This is a genomic window from Actinoplanes sp. NPDC051343, assembly GCF_044455125.1.
In the GTDB taxonomy this organism is placed as follows: Bacteria; Actinomycetota; Actinomycetes; order Mycobacteriales; family Micromonosporaceae; genus Actinoplanes.
On sequence record NZ_JBITEL010000010.1, the window covers coordinates 99,309 to 117,353 of the forward strand.

Annotated in this window: 16 protein-coding genes; 6 read left to right on the forward strand and 10 right to left on the reverse strand. The window is 70.9% G+C overall.

Features of this window, described 5'->3' with window-relative positions:
* Positions 1-197: 197 nt before the first annotated feature.
* The gene (locus ACIA5C_RS30560) at positions 198-866 is read right to left on the reverse strand and encodes a response regulator (protein WP_396060846.1); all 669 of its coding nucleotides are present in this window, start codon (positions 864-866) and stop codon (positions 198-200) included.
* Positions 863-2,128: a PspC domain-containing protein gene (locus ACIA5C_RS30565; RefSeq protein ID WP_396061573.1), complete on the reverse strand. Its 1,266-nt coding sequence runs from the start codon at positions 2,126-2,128 to the stop codon at positions 863-865. The genes ACIA5C_RS30560 and ACIA5C_RS30565 overlap by 4 nt, the downstream gene beginning before the upstream one ends.
* 153 nt (positions 2,129-2,281) lie before the next feature.
* Between ACIA5C_RS30565 and ACIA5C_RS30570 the strand changes: the two genes are divergently transcribed.
* From ACIA5C_RS30570 to ACIA5C_RS30580, 3 genes are all read left to right on the forward strand, one after another.
* Complete coding sequence (locus tag ACIA5C_RS30570) at positions 2,282-4,075, forward strand: PspC domain-containing protein (RefSeq protein WP_396060849.1); 1,794 nt, start codon at positions 2,282-2,284, stop codon at positions 4,073-4,075.
* The gene (locus ACIA5C_RS30575) at positions 4,072-4,440 is read left to right on the forward strand and encodes a hypothetical protein (protein ID WP_396060852.1); all 369 of its coding nucleotides are present in this window, start codon (positions 4,072-4,074) and stop codon (positions 4,438-4,440) included. Before ACIA5C_RS30570 ends, ACIA5C_RS30575 begins: the two co-directional genes overlap by 4 nt.
* A gap of 66 nt (positions 4,441-4,506) precedes the next feature.
* Complete coding sequence (locus tag ACIA5C_RS30580) at positions 4,507-5,751, forward strand: phosphatidylserine decarboxylase (RefSeq protein WP_396060854.1); 1,245 nt, start codon at positions 4,507-4,509, stop codon at positions 5,749-5,751.
* Positions 5,752-5,830: 79 nt separating this feature from the next.
* On the opposite strand, the gene ACIA5C_RS30585 is transcribed toward ACIA5C_RS30580, so the two are convergent.
* From ACIA5C_RS30585 to ACIA5C_RS30595, 3 genes are all read right to left on the reverse strand, one after another.
* Positions 5,831-6,733, reverse strand: coding sequence for a CDP-alcohol phosphatidyltransferase family protein (locus ACIA5C_RS30585; RefSeq protein WP_396060857.1), 903 nt, complete (start codon positions 6,731-6,733; stop codon positions 5,831-5,833).
* Between the two features lie 309 nt (positions 6,734-7,042).
* Entirely contained in the window at positions 7,043-7,945 is a 903-nt protein-coding gene (locus ACIA5C_RS30590; protein WP_396060859.1) for an NUDIX hydrolase, read from the reverse strand.
* A gap of 4 nt (positions 7,946-7,949) precedes the next feature.
* On the reverse strand, positions 7,950-8,897 hold the full coding sequence (locus ACIA5C_RS30595; protein ID WP_396060862.1) for an NUDIX hydrolase: 948 nt from the start codon (positions 8,895-8,897) through the stop codon (positions 7,950-7,952).
* A gap of 202 nt (positions 8,898-9,099) precedes the next feature.
* Between ACIA5C_RS30595 and ACIA5C_RS30600 the strand changes: the two genes are divergently transcribed.
* Entirely contained in the window at positions 9,100-9,315 is a 216-nt protein-coding gene (locus tag ACIA5C_RS30600) for a PspC domain-containing protein (protein WP_396060864.1), read from the forward strand.
* Here the strand turns inward: ACIA5C_RS30600 and guaA are convergent.
* Both guaA and ACIA5C_RS30610 read right to left on the reverse strand, forming a co-directional pair.
* The gene (gene guaA / locus ACIA5C_RS30605; RefSeq protein WP_396060866.1) at positions 9,299-10,846 is read right to left on the reverse strand and encodes a glutamine-hydrolyzing GMP synthase; all 1,548 of its coding nucleotides are present in this window, start codon (positions 10,844-10,846) and stop codon (positions 9,299-9,301) included. The genes ACIA5C_RS30600 and guaA overlap by 17 nt on opposite strands.
* Positions 10,847-10,866: 20 nt before the next feature.
* Positions 10,867-12,225 carry a S8 family serine peptidase gene (locus ACIA5C_RS30610; RefSeq protein WP_396060868.1) on the reverse strand — a complete coding sequence of 453 codons (1,359 nt, stop codon included), beginning with the start codon at positions 12,223-12,225 and terminating at the stop codon, positions 10,867-10,869.
* Between the two features lie 118 nt (positions 12,226-12,343).
* Between ACIA5C_RS30610 and ACIA5C_RS30615 the strand changes: the two genes are divergently transcribed.
* The gene (locus ACIA5C_RS30615) at positions 12,344-13,429 is read left to right on the forward strand and encodes an LCP family protein (RefSeq protein ID WP_396060870.1); all 1,086 of its coding nucleotides are present in this window, start codon (positions 12,344-12,346) and stop codon (positions 13,427-13,429) included.
* Here ACIA5C_RS30615 and ACIA5C_RS30620 read toward each other — a convergent pair.
* The 3 genes from ACIA5C_RS30620 to guaB are packed head-to-tail and all read right to left on the reverse strand — an operon-like array spanning position 13,426 to position 17,504.
* Positions 13,426-14,844 carry a M1 family metallopeptidase gene (locus ACIA5C_RS30620; RefSeq protein ID WP_396061576.1) on the reverse strand — a complete coding sequence of 473 codons (1,419 nt, stop codon included), beginning with the start codon at positions 14,842-14,844 and terminating at the stop codon, positions 13,426-13,428. The genes ACIA5C_RS30615 and ACIA5C_RS30620 overlap by 4 nt on opposite strands.
* The gene (locus tag ACIA5C_RS30625; protein ID WP_396060872.1) at positions 14,841-15,959 is read right to left on the reverse strand and encodes a GuaB3 family IMP dehydrogenase-related protein; all 1,119 of its coding nucleotides are present in this window, start codon (positions 15,957-15,959) and stop codon (positions 14,841-14,843) included. The genes ACIA5C_RS30620 and ACIA5C_RS30625 overlap by 4 nt, the downstream gene beginning before the upstream one ends.
* Before the next feature lie 27 nt (positions 15,960-15,986).
* Positions 15,987-17,504, reverse strand: coding sequence for an IMP dehydrogenase (gene guaB / locus ACIA5C_RS30630; RefSeq protein ID WP_396060874.1), 1,518 nt, complete (start codon positions 17,502-17,504; stop codon positions 15,987-15,989).
* 122 nt (positions 17,505-17,626) lie between these two features.
* Between guaB and ACIA5C_RS30635 the strand changes: the two genes are divergently transcribed.
* The gene (locus ACIA5C_RS30635; protein ID WP_396060876.1) at positions 17,627-18,028 is read left to right on the forward strand and encodes a DUF5319 domain-containing protein; all 402 of its coding nucleotides are present in this window, start codon (positions 17,627-17,629) and stop codon (positions 18,026-18,028) included.
* The last annotated feature ends 17 nt before the right edge of the window (positions 18,029-18,045 follow it).

Genomic DNA, 18,045 nt, shown 5'->3' on the forward strand with positions numbered 1-18,045 from the left:
TGTGACACAGAGAGACGGGCAGCCCCGAGCCCCGTTACCAAGCCGATACTAGCCAGACCGGGGCAGGGTAACCCACCACGGGCCGTCTTGGTTAGACGCTCATGTCCGCCTTGACCTGCGGAAATCTGGCCCAGCTCGGAAATGTCGACGGAGCGGAACGGATCACGGACAGGGCGTGACGACCGCGTCGATCGAGGTCAGACAAGCCGCCGATCCGCCGCCCACCGTGACAATTCGTAGCGGTTGCTCATCTGCAGCTTGCGCAGCACGTTGGAGACGTGGGTCTCGACCGTCTTGATCGAGATGTACAGCTCCTTGGCGATCTCCTTGTAGGCGTAACCCCGCGCGAGCAGGCGAAGCACTTCACGCTCGCGGTTGGTGAGCTGGTCGAGCTCGGGGTCGGCGACCGGCACGTCGGGCCGGGAGGCGAACGCGTCGAGCACGAAGCCGGCCAGCCGCGGGCTGAACACGGCGTCGCCGTCGGCCACCCGCCTGATCGCGGCGGCCAGCTCGTCGGGCGAGATCGTCTTGGTCACGTAGCCCCGGGCGCCGGCCCGGATGAGGCCGATCACGTCCTCGGCCGCGTCCGACACCGAGAGGGCGAGGAAGCGGATGTGCGGGTGGCTGCGGCGCATCGCGTCGAGCACCGCGCGGCCGCCGCCGTCGGGCATGTGCACGTCGAGCAGCACCACGTCGGGCTCCAGCGCGCCGATCTTGCTGACTGCCTCGGCGACCGAGCTGGCCTCGCCGATCACGTCGACATGTGCACCCAGCTCAGCTCGCACTCCCGCGCGGAACATCGCGTGGTCGTCGACCAGGAAGACCTTGAGCCGCCCGCCGTCGGTCGCACCCATGGGTTCGGTCATCGTGCGGTCTCCTTCCCGCTCGTCACACTGTCTCGGGTGGCCGGGAGCGTGAGGCGGACCTCGGTGCCCTCGCCCGGCGTGCTCCGGATCTCGGCTCGCCCGCCGTGTCGCTTCATGCGCCCGATGATCGACCCTCGGACGCCGTGGCGTGATTCTTCCACGCCGTTGATGTCGAAGCCGGCGCCGCGGTCGCGCACGAACACGCTCAGCTCGTCGGCCTCGACCTCCGCGTAGAGCGAGACGGTCTGCACCTTGGCGTGCCGGGCCGCGTTGACGAGCGCCTCCCGGGCGGCCGCGACCAGGGCGGCGACCCCCTCGTCGCACGGGGTGTCGCCGACCACCACGGTCTCGACGCTGATCGCGTAGGTGTCCTCGACCTCGGCCGCGGCCTGCTCGAGGGCGGCCGCGAAGCGCTCGGTCGGCGACGCGGTGGGCTTGTAGAGCCAGTTGCGCAGGCTGCGCTCCTGGCCCCGGGCCAGCCGCTGCACCTCTTTGATGTCGGCCGAGTTGCGCTGGATCAGCGCCAGCGTGTGCAGCACCTGGTCGTGGATCATGGCGGCCACCTCGGCCCGCTCCTGCTCCCGGATGCGACCCTCGCGCTCGGTCCGCAGCTGGTTGAACATGCGCCAGAGCAGCGGCGCCGCGACCACGCCGACACCGACGAGCCCGACCAGCGCGAAGATCACGCCGTTGATCACGTCGGTGAAGTTGGTGGTCGGGGTGTAGACCGCGACCACGCCGATGATGCCGGTCGCGACCAGCACGCCGCCGCCGACGAAGCGCAGCAGGAACGCGCGGCGGTCGCTCTCGGCCACCACGGCGGCCAGCCAGGGCGCCTGGGGCAGCCGACCGGCGCCGAGCTGACCCCGCCGGGTGGGGTCGGACTGATGCCAGATGATGCCGGCGCCGACCGCGATCACGGCGATCAGCCAGCCGACGGTCCCCGCCACGTTGTCGCGGAAGACCAGCGCCTGCAGGAGAATCACCCCGAGGCCGATGGCCGCGAACGGCAGCAGCATGCCGAGCTCGCGGCGGCGAGGTGCCTCGGCACCCGTCAGCTGTTGCTGCGGGAGCACGGCCCAGAACGCGGCATAGAGCAGCAGGCCGAGACCGGAGAAACCGAGGAGGACGACGAGAGCGATGCGCACCGCCAGCACGGGAAGACCCAGATGCTCGGCCAGCCCGGCGGCGACCCCGGCGATGATCCGGTGGTCACGCGGCCGGTACAGCCGGCGGACAGGCGGGTGGGCGGCGGCGGTGATGGCTCCTCCTCGGTCGGATACACCGATCGTCACACGTATGGGGGCGCTGGGCCACGGGGAACTTCCCCGAGGATCGGTAGCCGAGGATCTCAGGGTGGCCTCAGGGTCGGCGCCGGAAGCAACTCGGGTGCCGTCGCGGCCAGGATCGATGTCATGAACGACGAAGCTGCCGAATCGCGGGGCCCGTCCGGTCCGTCGCAGGACGCACCGGCGCCTTCGGTCCCCGCCACGCCCGACTCCGACACACCCACCGAGGCGCTCCCGACCGAGGCGATCAAGACCGAGGCGGCACAAACCGGGGCGACCCAGGCCGAAGCGACCCAGGGCGAAGCGACCCAGGCCGAAGCGACCCAGGCCGAAGCGACCCGGGTCGAGCCCACCGCGGAGATGCCGACGGCGGAGACGCCGACGGAGATGCCGACGGAGATGCCGGCAGCCGACGTGCCGCCGGCCTGGACTCCCCCCGCCGGCGGCATCCCGGAGGCCGACGCGCCACCGGCCGATACCCCACCGGCCGATACCCCACCGACGGGTGCCCCGTCGGCCGATGCGCCACCGGCCGGTGACGCCACGCCTCCGCCCCCTCCGCCGCCCGGCGCCAACAACATGCCGCCGTGGATGACCAACCTCGGCGGCCCCGGGTTCTCCCGCGACAAGCTGGTGCGGCCCCGCCAGGGCCGATACGTCGCCGGCGTCTGCGCCGCGCTGGCCCGGGCCACCAACACCGACCCGGTCCTCTGGCGCGTGCTGCTCGCCGTGCTGGGCATCCTCAGCGGGGCCGGCGTCCTTCTCTACCTGATCGGGTGGCTGATCATCCCGGCCGAGGGCGACACCGCCTCGCCGGTCGAGTCGCTGCTCGGCAAGGGCCGTTCGGGCATGGCGCCGCTCTCGGTGGTCGTGCTCGGTGCCGCCGCGGTGCTCTCGTTCGCGTTCATCGTGCACGACGGCGCCCGGGCGGCCGTGCTGGCCGCCGCCGTCATCCTGGGTGCGGTTCTGCTGATCAAGCGGAGCGGCTCGTCCTCGTCCCCGGAAGCCGCGACGTTTCCGGCGGCCGCGGGCCCGGGCCCGGTTCCGCCGCCTGCGGGTCCGACATCTGAGACGGCCCGGTTCACCGCGCCGTCGTTCGCCGCGCCGCAGTTCACTGCGCCGGCCGCGAGCACGGCGACCGCGGAACCGGTGACCGCTCCCCTGATCCCCGAGCCGCCGGCCACACCCGGTTACTCGTCGGCCCCACCGGCCGAGGGCTACCGGCCGCCGTTCGCGCCGCACGGACCGTGGGGCCCGAGCGGACAGCAGTCCTACGAGCCACCGCGGCCACCGCAGCAGCCGCCGCGCCCGCCGAAGCCGCCCCGGGAGCGTTCCAAGCTCGGCCGGCTGACCTTCTTCGCGGTCGTGGTCGTCATCGGTCTGATGGCGGTGCTCGACAACGCCGGAGCCCACATCGCGATCTCGGCGTACTTCGCGGCCGCCCTGGTCACCGTCGCGCTCGGCCTGATCCTCGGTGCCTGGCTGGGCCGGGCCCGCGGGCTGATCTTCCTGGCCGTGCTCCTCTCGATCGGCCTGGGCGTCACCAGCAGCGCCGAGCGGTACGGCAGCCAGATCGGCAACAGCGTCTACCGCCCGGGCACCCTGGCCGCAGTGGCCGACCGCTACGACTTCACGGCCGGCAACGCGACGCTCGACCTGCGCGACGTGAACTTCACCGGCCAGCAGCAGACGGTCACCGCGACCATGCGGTTCGGCCAGCTCAAGGTCCTGCTGCCGCCGAACGTCGACACCACCGCCACGGTGCACCTCGACAACGGCCGAGCGGTGATCCTGGGCCAGGAGCTCAACGACCACAACGTCGACACCACGATCTCCGACCAGGGCCCGGACGGCGCCGGCGGCGGCACGCTCAAGCTCGACCTGCAGATGGACACCGGAAACCTGGAGGTGGCCCGATGAAGCCGCACCGCACCGACGGCGTCTCGCTGAGCTTCGGCGTGATCTTCCTGCTGGTCGCGCTCTGGTGGGCGGTCTCGCGCGTGGTCAACGTCCACCTGCCGGCCGTCGGTTGGCTGATCGCCGGCGCACTGATCCTCTTCGGCGTGATCGGGCTGTTCGGGGCGATCCGCTCGGGCCGCCAGGCCCCCGAGCCGGTGCACGTGACCGCGACCACCACCACCGAGGCGCCCAAGCCGGTCGGGACCCCGGGCGACCTGCCGCCCGAGATGCACGCGTCGATCGTGCGGGAACTTCTGGACGACCCGGCGGAGAGCTTCCAGCGGCAGCACCCGGACGCCAAGCCGGGATCCGCCGACCGCGACTGACCGCCCGCACCTCGTACGCCGCCCGCAGGTCCATGGTCTGCGGGCGGCGTCATTATGCTCGACGGCATGACCCCGTTTCCCGCCGTGTCCAATGCGCCCGTCGCCGGCGTCGGCCCCATCGCCGCGCGTGCCCTGACCGCCGAGTTCGCCCGGCCCAACGTGGCGACGTCCGCCCTGGTCATCGGCGCCGATCACGCCTCGCTCGTGGTGGCCTCGGCCGTCGAGGCGCTGCTGCCCGGTGACACGCTCACCCTGGTGGCCGGCGAGCGCAGCACCGCCGACCTGCTCCGCGACCACATCGACGGCCTCGGCAGCTGGATCGCCGACCGGGTGAAGATCGTCGACTCGCTCGACGAGGCGCAGCCGGCCGACGTGGTCATCGTGGGTGAGCCGGTGACCGGCACCACCGACGAGGTCCGGGGCCTGCTCGACCGGGTGGGCAAATACCTCACCGACGGTGCGGTGGTCACCCTCGCGACGCCGGCACTCCCGGGGCGTACGGGCGGGGCCGCGGCCGAGTTGTTCCGGCAGAGCGCGCTGTTCGGGGTCGGCTCCGACCTGGTCGTCCGCAACCAGCCGCCGCTGCGCGTGCACAAGCTGCGTTTCACTCCCGCGTCGCCGCAGGTGGCAAGCACTCTCTCCCCGGTTTACCGGCCGTCCAGCGTGCCGGTCACCCGCGGCATGCACCTCGACTCCAACGGCGTGGCCGCGGCCGGCATCGCGCTCGGCCTGGCCGCGGTGGCCCGCATCGCCCGCCCGAAGTCGAAGCTCTGGCTGCTGCCCGCGCTGGCCGCGGCTCCGGTGGCGGCGTTCTTCCGCGATCCCGAGCGCGAGGCCCCGTCCGACCCGGCCGCGGTGGTGGCCTCGGCCGACGGCCGCGTGCTGTCGGTCGAGCGGATGACCGACGAGCGGTTCGGGCCGGGCGAGTTCCTGCGCATCGCGGTGTTCCTGTCGGTGCTCGACGTGCACGTCAACCGGGTGCCGGTGGCCGGCCGGGTGGCCGACTACTTCGTCGAGGACGGCGGGTACGCCAACGCGATGACGGCGGCCGCCGAGCACAACGTCGCGGCATACACCGTGCTCGACACCGAGCGCGGCACGGTTGTGGTCGCCCAGCGCACCGGCCTGATCGCCCGCCGCATCGTGCAGCGGGTGCCGGTGGGCACGCTGGTCGCCCGGGGCGAGCGGATGGGCCTTATCCGCTTCGGTTCCCGCACGGACGTCTACCTGCCCGCCGACAAGGCCGAGTCGCTGGTCGCGGTGCAGGACAAGGTCGTCGGCGGCTCGACCGTCATCGCCCGCTGGATCTGAACGCAACGACAGGAAGGCCGCCCCTGACGGAGCGGCCCCCTACCGGCGATTGCCGCGGAGCGAAGCGGAGCCGCCTAGCTCAAGCGCGCTTGTCCCGCGCCCACATGATCGGGCCACTCATGAGGTACGTCGCGACGACCGCGACGAAGGTGAGCCGGGCGTCGACGAACGCGGCCACCAGCGGGAGCGCCAGCAGCCACGGCGGCAGCTTGAGCAGGCGGGCCAGCTTCGCGTACGGGAAGCTGGACACCATCGCGAAGGCGAGCAGTGCCACCCCACCGAGCACGGCGAAGCCGGGCAGCGGCAGGTCGATCAGCACGGTGAGTGCCAGCACAGCCGCGGCCATCGTAGTGGGCACGCCGCAGAAGAACTTGCCGTCCTTGGGCGAGACGTTGAACCGGGCGAGCCGGATCGCGGCGCACGCGGCCACCATGATGCAGGCGACCATCGCCGCGGCCGTGGGCACCTCATGGGCCAGCGACGAGTAGACGACCACCGGGGCGGCCAGACCGAACGAGCACATGTCGGCCAGCGAGTCCATCTGGGCGCCGAACGGGCTCGACACGCCCAGCTTGCGGGCGAGCGCGCCGTCGAGGCCGTCGAATGCCACGCAGGCGACCAGGCAGGCGGCCGCGCCGCGCACCTCGCCGTGCATCGCCAGGAAGATCGCGACCAGGCCGAGGGCCAGGCTGGCCAGGGTGCAGCCGTTGACCAGCGCGAACCGGAGCCGTCGGGCGACCGTGTGCTCGCCGGGCAGCAGGGAGACGGCCGCTTCGGCCTCGACGACCGAGGCCGCGATGGCCGGGGCGGAGGCTGCCATGTGTACGCCGGTCGGGAGGGTCGGACGGGGCGTGACGACTTCCGGCCCCGTGTAGATCACCTCGGCCCGGGTGGCGGTGGCAGCGCGTCCGGAGTCTCCTCCGGATCGGCGGCCCACCCGCACCAGCAGGGCCTGCCGGGCGATGCTTCCGCCGCGGCGCAACCGGCCTGCCCAACGACGCCCGGCGGGACGGGGACTATCCGTCGTACGCCGCCGGCGCCAAGGGGTACTCGGCACTTGCTTCCTCCATGGGGATCGGACGGTCCACCGGCTGGGTTTTGCGGCGGGTTGTTGGGGGTGTCGCCCGTTGTTGAGACGGACGCGGGGGAATGGCGGGTTACACCATCGCACAGCCGAACGGCCTTGGCGAGACATCAGATGGCGCCCTCGGTAAGGGTGCGCTGCGTCCTCCATGCCCAGTTTTGAGAAGTTCAGCTGGTTAGTCGCGTGAACCTTCTTCGTGCGGCAAGTTTAACGCGTCTTTTCACTATCGATCTCCTCCACGGCCGCGCGGGCCAGCTCCGTCAACTCCAGCTTGTCGATCTCGTCCCGCGTGAACCAGCCGGCCTGCGAGGTCGAGCCGCCCGCATCCTCGGTGATCACGGCCTCGGTCGGCACGTCGATCTCGACCCGGAACAGAATGCGGATCGTGTGCCAGTCGATCGGCCGCTTCTCGGGGCCGAGGGCCGCTGGGTCGTAGCGATGCGACACCCCGAGCAGACCGGTCACCCGGCCGCGCTGGGACGTCTCCTCGTACAACTCGCGGTGGAGCGCCTGCTCAGGCGTCTCCCCGTGGTCGGTGCCACCACCGGGCACGTGCCAGAGTCCGGCGCCGCCGTAGCCCTCGCTGATCTGGGTGAGCAGGATCCGCCGATCGGGGTCGGTGGCCGCCGCGTACGCCCCGAAGCGCTGGACCCGCTCCGGGCGAGCGAGAGGCTCGTCGGACGATGTCGCCGGAGGCGGCGAGTCCGTGAGGCCGAGCGCATAGGCCGTGAACGGCATCAGGGAAAGTCCGGCGAGCTCCTGTGAGGGGATCCACTCAACTCGATCGGTCGTGCCGCCGGTCTCGGCTCGCAATGAGCCGCCGATGACCGAGACGTCGTAGACCAACCGGTCTGTGTGTTCCAGCGGCCCGGTCGCTAGCCGCACCACGTCGGCGGTCACCGTGCGGAGCGTGTCGATGAGCACCGACAGACCGGTCTCCTCGGCGAACTCCCGGACGACCGCGTCGTCGGGGTGCTCGCCCTGCTCGACGCCGCCCCCGGGCAATGTCCACTGCCCGGGGAACTCGCTGAGGTCCGAATTGCGGGCCAGCAGCACCCGGCCGTCGGCGTTCCGGCAGATCCCGTAGGAGCCGACCCGTCTGATCTTCATCGCCCTAGATTAGTTGCGCCTTCCGCAGCGCCTCGGCCGTAATTTCCGTCACCTCGTCCTCGGACAGGGCCGCCACCTGGGCCAACGGCATCCAGAGGGCCTCCGACGTGGATCCGCCCACATCCTTGATCACGACCTCGGTCGGCTTGTCGACGACCACCCGATAGAAGGCACGCACGCCGTGCCAGTCGATCGGATAGCCCTCGGGGCCGAGCGACGCCGCGTCCCGGTGGCTGGCCACGCCGAGCAGTTCGATCAGCCGGCCCTCCTGCCCGGTCTCCTCGACGAGTTCCCGGATGAGGGCGGTGCCCGGCTGCTCGCCGTAGTCGGTGCCGCCGCCCGGCAGGTGCCAGCGGCCCGCACCCGGGTAACCGGGGGCGATGCGGGTCATCAGCAGGTTGTCGTGCGGGTCGGTGGCGATCGCGTACGCCGCGAAGCGCTGCGCGCGGTGCAGCCCGTCCGGCCCGGGGTAGGCGTAGAAGGACGGGAAGTCCGGGGCGATCTCGGGACGCAGGTCGCCGGCCGAGGTGTCGAGACCGAGTGCGGCGGCCGCGAAGGTCCGCAGTTTGAGGCGGGACGCCTCCTCGATCGTGTGCCAGCGGGCCAGGTCGGTGGGGTGCCCGACCCGGTCGACGAGATTGCCGCCGCGGATGGAGACGGTGTAGATGAGGCGATCCGTGTGGATGGTGACGCCGCGGTGCGGCAGCGAGCGCATGTCCGCGAGGACGTCGCGCAGCCCGGTCACGGCCACCGAGAGCCCGGTCTCGGCGGCGGTTTCCCGGACGACGGTGTGGTTGGGGTCCTCGCCGTGGTCGACGGCGCCGCCCGGTAGCGACCAGACGCCCGGAGTGCCGGAGCGACTGGACGCCCGGACCAACAGGACACGACCGTCGTCATCGGTGGCGACGGCGTACGCGGCGATCCGGCGAAGCGGTTCGAGTGCGGGGGTCACGGCGGCATTCTGCCCGGTTTACGTTACCTTCAGAAAACGTCTGTCAAATTCCTGACAGACTGATCGCAGAACGTAACCGCAGATCAGAGCGTTGCGTCGGACACCACGCAGTCGGGCCATTACCGGGCGTATCCACAAATCAGGGTCGGTATCCGGGCGGTCACCGAGGTCGTCGGGGGCCGTCCGCGGCGACCATCGAGGCATGACAGTCACCGCGTACAAGCTACTCCGCCGGCCCCTCGACGACCGGATCGTGGCCGGCGTCTGCAGCGGCCTCGGCCGCTACTTCGGCGTCGACCCGGTGCTGATCCGGGTCGGCTTCGCGATCCTCGCCGCGGCCACCTGGGGTGCGGCGCTGCTCGCCTACCCCCTCATGTGGTTCCTGATCCCCGAAGAGGTACCTACTCCCACTCGATAGTGCCCGGCGGCTTGCTCGTCACGTCGAGCACCACCCGGTTGACCTCGCGCACCTCGTTGGTGATGCGGGTCGAGATGCGGGCGATCAGGTCGTACGGCAGGCGCGACCAGTCCGCCGTCATCGCGTCCTCGCTCGATACCGGGCGCAGCACGACCGGGTGGCCGTAACTGCGGCCGTCGCCCTGCACGCCGACGCTGCGGACGTCGGCCAGCAGCACCACCGGGAACTGCCAGACGTCGCGGTCGAGCCCGGCCGCGGTCAGCTCCTCGCGGGCGATCAGGTCGGCGGCGCGCAGAATGTCGAGCCGGCCCCGGTCGACCGCGCCGATGATGCGGATGGCCAGGCCGGGACCCGGGAACGGCTGCCGCTGGACCATCTCCTCGGGCAGCCCCAGCTCGGCGCCGAGCGCCCGCACCTCGTCCTTGAACAGCGTGCGGAGCGGCTCGATCAGCGCGAACTGGAGATCGTCGGGGAGCCCGCCGACGTTGTGGTGCGACTTGATGTTGGCGGTGCCGGTGCCGCCACCCGACTCGACCACGTCCGGGTAGAGCGTGCCCTGCACCAGGAACTCGATGTGCCGCTCGGCGTCCAGCTCACGGGCCGCCGCCTCGAACGTCCGGATGAACTCCCGGCCGATGATCTTGCGCTTCTGCTCGGGGTCGATGACCCCGGCCAGGTGCCCAAGGAAGATGTCGGCCGCGTCGACCACCTTGAGCCGGATGCCGGTGGCCGCCACGTAGTCCTTCTCGACCTGCTCGGCCTCGCCCGCCCGCAGCAGCCCGTGGTCGACGAACACGCAGGTCAGCTGGTCGCCGATGGCCTTGTGCACGAGTGCGGCGGCGACCGCCGAGTCGACGCCGCCGGACAGACCGCAGATCACCTGCTTGTCGCCGACCTGCTCGCGGATCGCCGCGACCTGGTCCTCGATGATGTTGGTGGGCGTCCAGGTCGGTTCGAGGCCGGCGATGTCGTACAGGAAGCGCTTGAGCATCTCCTGGCCCTGCTCGGTGTGCGCCACCTCGGGGTGGAACTGCACGCCGGCCCGCCTGCTGTTCAGATCCTCGAACGCGGCGACCGGCGCGCCCGGCGTCGACGCGGTGACCGCGAAGCCCTGCGGCGCGACCGCGACGCTGTCGCCGTGGCTCATCCAGACCGGCAGATCGGCCGGCAGCGAACGCAGCAGGGTGCCGCCCTGGGCGGTCAACAGGGTGCGGCCGTACTCGCGGGAGCCGGTGTGCGCGACCGTGCCGCCCAGCGCCTGGGCCATCGCCTGGAAGCCGTAGCAGATGCCGAAGACCGGCACGTCGTTGTCGAACAGGGTGGCGTCGAGCCCGGGCGCGCCCGCCTCGTAGACGCTGGACGGGCCGCCGGACAGGATGATCGCGGCCGGGTTTTTCGCCAGCATCTCGGCGACCGGCATCGAGTGCGGCACGATCTCCGAGTAGACCCGCGCCTCACGGACGCGGCGGGCGATCAGCTGGGCGTACTGTGCGCCGAAGTCGACGACGAGAACGGGACGCGGGGTAGTCACCGGCCGAAGTTTACCGAGGGTCAGATTTTCACACCGCGAGCGGTGCCCGCCGCGTTACCGGCCCGGTCGTACGCGCGCACCTGCAGAGCGACCACACCCTTGGCCGTCGCCTTCCACGACAGCGAGTAGGGAGCGGTGGTGTCGGTCGCGACGAGCCGGCCGCCGGCATAAAATTGGACCTTGGCGACACCGTGCTGGTCGGAGGCGGCGACCGTGGCCGTGACGATCCCCCGGGTCACGTGCGGAACGGTCGCGAAGACCAGGGCCGGCGCGGTCTTGTCACCGGCGTACGGCAGCGCGTTGAGCGCGTTCAGGGCGTCGATCCGGCCGGTCGAGCCGACCCGGGAGGCGGCCAGCGCGGCCCGGATCGTGGCCGCCGACGGCGCGGGGTCGGTCGAGGCCAGCAGGCCCGCCACCCCGGCGGTGAACGGCGTCGCCGACGACGTGCCGCAGTACTGCTCGATCGAGCCGTTCAGGGCCTGCGACGGGTTGCACCCGGGTGCGGTCACGTCGACCCAGCTGCCGTAGTTGGACCACGGGTAGCGGGCGCCGGTACTGGTCTCTCCGCCGACCGCGAGCACGGCCGGAACCGCGGCCGGGTAGTGCAGGGTGCTCGAGCCGTCGTTGCCGGCCGCGGCCAGCACCAGAGAACCCTTGCCGGTCGCGTAGGCCACCGCGTCGCGCAGCAACCGGCTGTCGTCGGTGCCGCTCAGCGACAGGTTGATCACGTTGGCGCCCCGGTCGGCGGCGTACCGGATGCCCTCGGCGATGTCGCTGTAGCTGCCGCTGCCGTCCTTGCCCAGCACCTTGACCGGCAGAATCCGGCAGGCCCAGCAGACACCGGCGATGCCGGCACCGTTGTAGCCGTTGGCCCCGGCCACCTCGGCGGCCATCGTGCCGTGGCCGCTGTCGTCGCGCGGGTCGTCGTCGTTGTTGACGAAGTCGTGGCCGTCGAGCACCCGTCCGGCCAGGTCGGGAGTGGCGGTCACGCCGGTGTCGACGACCGCGATCACGACCCGGCTCGCGCCGCGCACCGACGACCAGGCCTCGTTGACGCGGGTCTGCACGGCACCCCACTGGCCGGCGTAGCCGGGGTCGTTCGGAGTCAGCGCGGCCGCGTGGGCGACGTGGTCCGGCTCGACGTAGGCGACGTTGGGGTCGGCGGCAAGCTTGCGCGACGCGTCGGCGAGACGATCTCGCGGCACGTCAACGGTGACGGCCCCCGTACCGGGGAGGTCCTCGGCGCCGGCCGGCCCGTTCCGATCGGCGGCCCTGAGGCCGACGATCAAGGTCTGCGAAGCGGTGGCGGCATGAGCGGGAAGGGCCGGCGTGACGGCAATTGCCGCAAGGGCTCCCAAAACCATGTTCCGTACGCGCATATCCCGCTCCCCCGTCGCTTCGGCCTGCCTCCCCACCTTCGGAATCGACGGGTTGAGTCTTGGTGGGCGCGCGGTTGCGGCTCTGGTGCCGCTGGAAACGGTCATTTACTGTGCCGCCATGCGGACTTCGAAGTTGCGACGCTCGATCGGCGGGGCGGTGGTCATGGTGCTGCTCGCCACCGGCACCGCGTGTTCGCACTCCTCGGGTTCGAAGAAGCCCGCGGGGCAGCCGGCCGCCGCGGCACCGACCTCGGCCGCGCCGACCACCCCGCCACCGTCGCCCGGCGCCGACATCAAGGGCCCGCTCGACCTGGTGATCCTCGGCGTCGACACCCGCGTGACGATCCCCGACTGGGAACCGCACTCCGACGCGATCATGCTGCTGCACGTCGAGCCCGACCTGAAGACGGCGTACCTCTACTCGCTCCCCCGCGACCTGCTGGTCAAGATGCCGGCGTTCGGCAAGGCCGGCTTCGGCGGCGGCACCTACAAGCTGACCGAGGCGATGAGCCGCGGGTCGCGGGTGCCCGGCTCGAAGAAGACGAACGTGCCGCAGGGCTACGAACTGCTCACCAGGACGCTGAGCAACTACACCGGCATCAAGTCGTTCCAGGCCGGCGCGATCCTCAACTTCGGCGGCCTGTCGAAGCTGGTCGACAAGCTGGGCGGCATCGACATGACGGTCGACGAGACGGTCAAGTCGCACCACCGCAAGCCGGACGGCTCGCTGCGGCCGCTCAAGTCGGGCGGCGGCGACTACACCGGTCCGCAGGCGGTCTACAAGCCGGGCAAGCGCCACTTCGTCGGCTGGCAGGCGATCGACTACGCGCGCCAGCGGTACGGCCTGCCCAACGGTGACTACGACCGGCAGCGGCACCAGCGCCAGCTGGTCGAGGCGATCCTGACCAAGGCGCTCACCCAGAACCTGGGCGGCGACTCGGCCAAACTCCAGGGCATCATCGGCGCGCTCGGCAAGTCACTGGTCGATGTGGGCGGGCGCACCCCTCTGGAATACGCGTACGCCCTGCGCAACCTGACCGCGTCCGGCATCACCATGGTCGGCCTGCCCGGCGCCGGCGTCGGCAGCGGCGGCTCCTACCGCGGCGAGGCCCTCAAGTCCGACGGCAAGGCGTTCCTCAAGGCGGTCGCACAGGACAAGGTCGCCGCGTTCCTCGCCGCCCACAAGAAACTGGTCAACCACTAGGGATGCGGCGGCTTGGTCCGGCCGAAGAGCCAGGCCTGGAACAGCGCATCGAGGTTCCGGCCGGACAGCTGCTCGGCCAGTGACCTCATCTCGGCGGTGGTGCCGTTGCCGTCCCGATGAGTGCTGGTCCAGGTCGTGAGCAGCCGGCCGAAGGCGGCGTCGCCCATCGCCTGGCGCAGCGCATAGACCGTCATCGCGCCGCGCTGATAGACGGCGTCGCCGAAGAGCCGGGACACCCCCGGGTCGCCGGGCGGGTCACCCCAGTGGAAACCGTTGTACGCCCGGTCGAACGACTCCGCCACGGTCGCCCCGCCCGAGTGCTCGGTCCACAGCCATTCGGCGTAGGTCGCGAAGCCCTCGTTGAGCCAGATGTCCTTCCAGCGTTCGAGTGCCACGCTGTCGCCGAACCACTGATGGGCCAACTCGTGGGCGACCACGGTCAGGTCGGGGCCGTCGTGGAAGAACGACGAGGCATAGGCGGGCCGGGTCTGGGTCTCCAGCGCGTAGCCGATCCGGCTGTCATCGACCACGATCGCGCCGTAGGCGTCGAACGGATAGGGCCCGAACCGGCTCGCCAGGAAGTCGGCGATCTCGCCGGTGCGGCCGACCGAGGTCGCGGCGGGACCGTCGGCCGGCACCCCGGCCGGCACCGCGATCACCATCGGTTTGCCGTCGTGGGTGGACGACGCGACCCGATAGTGTCCGATCACGACAGTGGACAGATAGCTGGCCATCGGCGAGGCCTCGGACCAGTTCCAGGTCGTCCAGCCGCCGCTGCTCGGCCGCGGGCCGGCCACCCCGTTGCTGATCACGTCGAGGCCGTCCGGCACGGTCATGGCCAGCTTGAACGTCGCCTTGTCGGCCGGGTGGTCGTTCACCGGGTACCAGGTGCTCGCCGACTGCGGCTGGCCGAGCGCGAGCGCACCGTCCGACGTGCGCAGCCAGCCACCCCCACCGATGTCGGGATCGCGCAATTGCTGCGGCTTTCCGCCGTACGCGACGACGACCGTCATCCTCTCACCGCGGCGTATCCCCTTCGGGGGCGTCACCAGCAACTCGTCGCCGTCCACATCGGACCTCGCGGCGCCGCCGCCGACGGTCACCGACCGCACGCCGAGGTGGGCCAGGTCGAAATTGAACCGCTTCAGGTTCTCGGTCGCGGTCGCCGTGATCGTCGCCGTGCCGTCCAACTGCCCCGACTTCGGGTCGTACTTCAGGGCCAGGTCGTAGCCGGCCACGTCGTAGCCGCCGTTGCCCGCCGTCGGGAAATAGGAATCGCCGATGCCCTTCGCACCGTCGACGAACGCCTGCGAGTCGACCGGCTTGTCCGGCTTGCCCGAGCAGGCGCCCAGGAGCAGAAGGGCGGCCAGCACCGCGGCCGCCCGCACCACCCGTCGCACGCCGCCCGGCCTCAGTGGTCGAGGACCAGCGCGACCTTCTGGAACTCCTTGACGTCGCGGTAACCGCACTTGGCCATCGCCCGGCGCAGACCGCCGAACAGGTTGAGCTGGCCGTCGGGGCGGTTGGCCGGGCCGTACAGCAGCTCCTCGAGCGTGCCGTCGGGCTCGCCCGCGATGCAGAACCCGCCCCGCGGCAGCGACGGGTGACTGGCCGCCGAGTGCCACCAGGCACCGCCGGCGGGCGCGCCCTCGGCCAGCGACAGCGGCTCGCCGAGCATCACCGCGTCGGCGCCGCAGCCGATCGCCTTGGCGATGTCACCGCTGGTCGAGATGCCGCCGTCGGCGATCAGGTGGACGTAGCGCCCGCCGGTCTCGTCGAGGTAGTCACGACGGGCGGCCGCCGCGTCGGCGATCGCGGTCGCCATCGGCACCCGGATGCCGAGCACGGTGTCGGTCGTCGACCACTCGTCGGCGCCGACACCCACGATCACTCCGGCCGCGCCGGTACGCATCAGGTGCAGGGCCGTCTTGTAGTCCGTACACCCGCCGACGATGACCGGAAGGTCGAGGTCGGCGATGAACTCCTTGAGGTTGAGCGGCTCGTCGGTGACCGAGACGTGCTCGGCACTGACCAGCGTGCCCTGGATGACCAGCAGATCGATGCCGGCGTCGAGCACGACCGGGGCGAGCGCCAGGGTGTGCTGCGGCGAGACCCGGACGGCGACGGTGATGCCGCCGTCGCGCATCGTCCGGACCCGCTCGGCGATCAGCTCGGGGCGGATCGGCTCGGCGTAGACCTCCTGGAGACGCTTGGTCGCGTCGGCGTCCTCGTCGAGCGAGGCCAGCTCCTCCAGGACCTTGGTCGGGTCCTCGTAACGCGTCCACAGGCCCTCGGCGTTGAGCACGCCCAGGCCGCCGAGACGACCCAGGGCGACCGCCGAATCGGGACTCATGGTCGCGTCGGACGGATGCGCGACGCACGGGATCTTGAACGGGTAGGCGTCGAGCCGCCACTCCGTGGACACGTCGTCCACGTCGCGGGTCCGCCGGCTCGGGACGATGGCGATGTCGTCCAGGTGGTAACCGCGCTGAGCGGTCTTGCCGAGACCGATCTCCACGACGTCACGCATATTTCTCAGCCCTCTTAGCGCTCGCTTTTAGCGGGAGTGGTAATTCGGGGCCTCGACAGTCATCTGGATGTCGTGCGGGTGGCTTTCCTTGAGGCCCGCAGCGGTAATCCTGATGAGCTGCCCACGCTCCTGCAAGTCGGGGATGGTCTCGGCACCGGTGTAGCCCATCGCCGCCCGCAGGCCGCCGACCAGCTGGTGCGCCACCCGGGAAAGCGGGCCGCGGTAGGGCACCTGGCCCTCGACGCCCTCGGGGACGAGCTTGTCCTCGTTGACATCCTGCTGGAAATAACGGTCCTTCGAGTACGACTTGGCCTGACCGCGCGACTGCATCGCACCGAGCGAACCCATGCCCCGATAGGACTTGTACTGCTTGCCGTTGATGAAGATGAGGTCGCCGGGGCTCTCCTCGGAACCGGCCAGCAGGCTGCCCAGCATCACCGAGTCGGCGCCGGCCACGATCGCCTTGGCGATGTCACCGCTGTATTGAATGCCGCCGTCGGCGATCACCGGAACCCCGGCCGGGCGGCAGGCCCGGGACGCCTCCATGATCGCGGTGATCTGCGGTACGCCGACCCCCGCCACCACCCGGGTCGTGCAGATGGCGCCGGGACCGACACCCACCTTGACCGCGTCGGCGCCCGCCTCGACCAGAGCCGTGGCCCCCGCGAACGTCGCGATGTTGCCGCCCACGATGTCGACCGCGGTGTCCTTCTTGAGGCGGGACACCATTTCGAGCACCGCCCGCTGGTGGCCGTGCGCGGTGTCCACGATGACCACGTCGACGCCGGCGTCGACCAGCGCGCGGGCCCGCTTGTACGAGTCGTCGCCCACCCCGACCGCCGCGGCCACCCGCAGGCGGCCCTGCGGGTCCTTGGTCGCGTTCGGGTACTGCTCGGACTTGACGAAGTCCTTCACCGTGATCAGCCCGCGCAGGTGGCCGCCCTCGTCGACCAGCGGCAGCTTCTCCACCTTGTGCTGGGAAAGGAGCGCGAGCGCCTCCTCCTTGTGCACCCCGACCGGGGCGGTCACCAGCGGCATCTTGGTCATGACTTCGCGAACCTTGGCGCTGGTGTCGGTGACGAACCGCATGTCGCGGTTGGTCACGATGCCGACCAGGACGCCCTGCGCGTCGACCACCGGCAGACCCGAGATGCGGTAGCGCGCGCACATCTGGTCGACCTGCTGCAGGGTGTCGTCGGGGCTGCAGGTGATCGGGTTGGTGATCATGCCGGACTCGGACCGCTTCACCAGGTCGACCTGGGACGCCTGGTCCTCCAGCGAGAGATTGCGGTGCAGCACACCGATGCCGCCCTGCCGGGCCATGGCGATCGCCATGCGCGCCTCGGTGACGGTGTCCATCGCACTCGAGAGCAGCGGAATCGACAACTCGACGCCGCGGGTCATCCGGGTGATCGTGTTGACCCGGCTGGGCACGACGTCCGATTCGGCCGGCTGCAACAGCACGTCGTCGAAGGTCAGGCCGAGAGGCACGGTGCGAGCCGACTCAGAACGGGCGGACTCAGTTTCCCCATACTCACTTGGCACTGGGCATCCCTAACTGCAGAAAGACGGAGTGTTCATCCTACCCATCGCCCCGCTCCGCCCTGCTGCGGCGGACAGCACGTGCGGGCCAGCGCACACCTACCGGAGGTGGGTACGGTAAGGGGGTGCAAGAAGAGCCGATCGACCCGTTCAACGGCGACCCCGCCGACCCGGCCGCGGGACTCGACGACCTCCCAGAGGACGACGAGACCGAACCGCTGACCGACACCGAGCGGCAGGACGTCCTGGAGGATCTCTCCGACCTGGAGATCTATCAGGCGTTGCTGAGCCCGGCGGGCATCCGTGGGCTAGTGATCGAGTGCGAAGACTGCCACGAGCCGCACTATTTCGACTGGGACCTGCTCCGCGGCAATCTCCGGCACCTGCTGACCAGCGGCCGCCCCCGCGTGCACGAGCCGGCCTACGACCCCGACCCAGACCACTACGTCACGTGGGAGTACGCCCGAGGCTACGCCGACGGCGTACACGACACGTTGGCCGAAGGCACCGAAGAAGACCAGCCCTAACCACCCCACCGACCCCA

Bases quoted from the DNA above. Each gene is read 5' to 3' on its own strand.
- ACIA5C_RS30560 (WP_396060846.1), bottom strand. From the start codon at position 866: ATGACCGAACCCATGGGTGCGACCGACGGCGGGCGGCTCAAGGTCTTC.
- ACIA5C_RS30570 (WP_396060849.1), top strand. From the start codon at position 2,282: ATGAACGACGAAGCTGCCGAATCGCGGGGCCCGTCCGGTCCGTCGCAG.
- ACIA5C_RS30575 (WP_396060852.1), top strand. From the start codon at position 4,072: ATGAAGCCGCACCGCACCGACGGCGTCTCGCTGAGCTTCGGCGTGATC.
- ACIA5C_RS30580 (WP_396060854.1), top strand. From the start codon at position 4,507: ATGACCCCGTTTCCCGCCGTGTCCAATGCGCCCGTCGCCGGCGTCGGC.
- ACIA5C_RS30590 (WP_396060859.1), bottom strand. From the start codon at position 7,945: ATGAAGATCAGACGGGTCGGCTCCTACGGGATCTGCCGGAACGCCGAC.
- ACIA5C_RS30600 (WP_396060864.1), top strand. From the start codon at position 9,100: ATGACAGTCACCGCGTACAAGCTACTCCGCCGGCCCCTCGACGACCGG.
- ACIA5C_RS30610 (WP_396060868.1), bottom strand. From the start codon at position 12,225: ATGCGCGTACGGAACATGGTTTTGGGAGCCCTTGCGGCAATTGCCGTC.
- ACIA5C_RS30615 (WP_396060870.1), top strand. From the start codon at position 12,344: ATGCGGACTTCGAAGTTGCGACGCTCGATCGGCGGGGCGGTGGTCATG.
- ACIA5C_RS30625 (WP_396060872.1), bottom strand. From the start codon at position 15,959: ATGCGTGACGTCGTGGAGATCGGTCTCGGCAAGACCGCTCAGCGCGGT.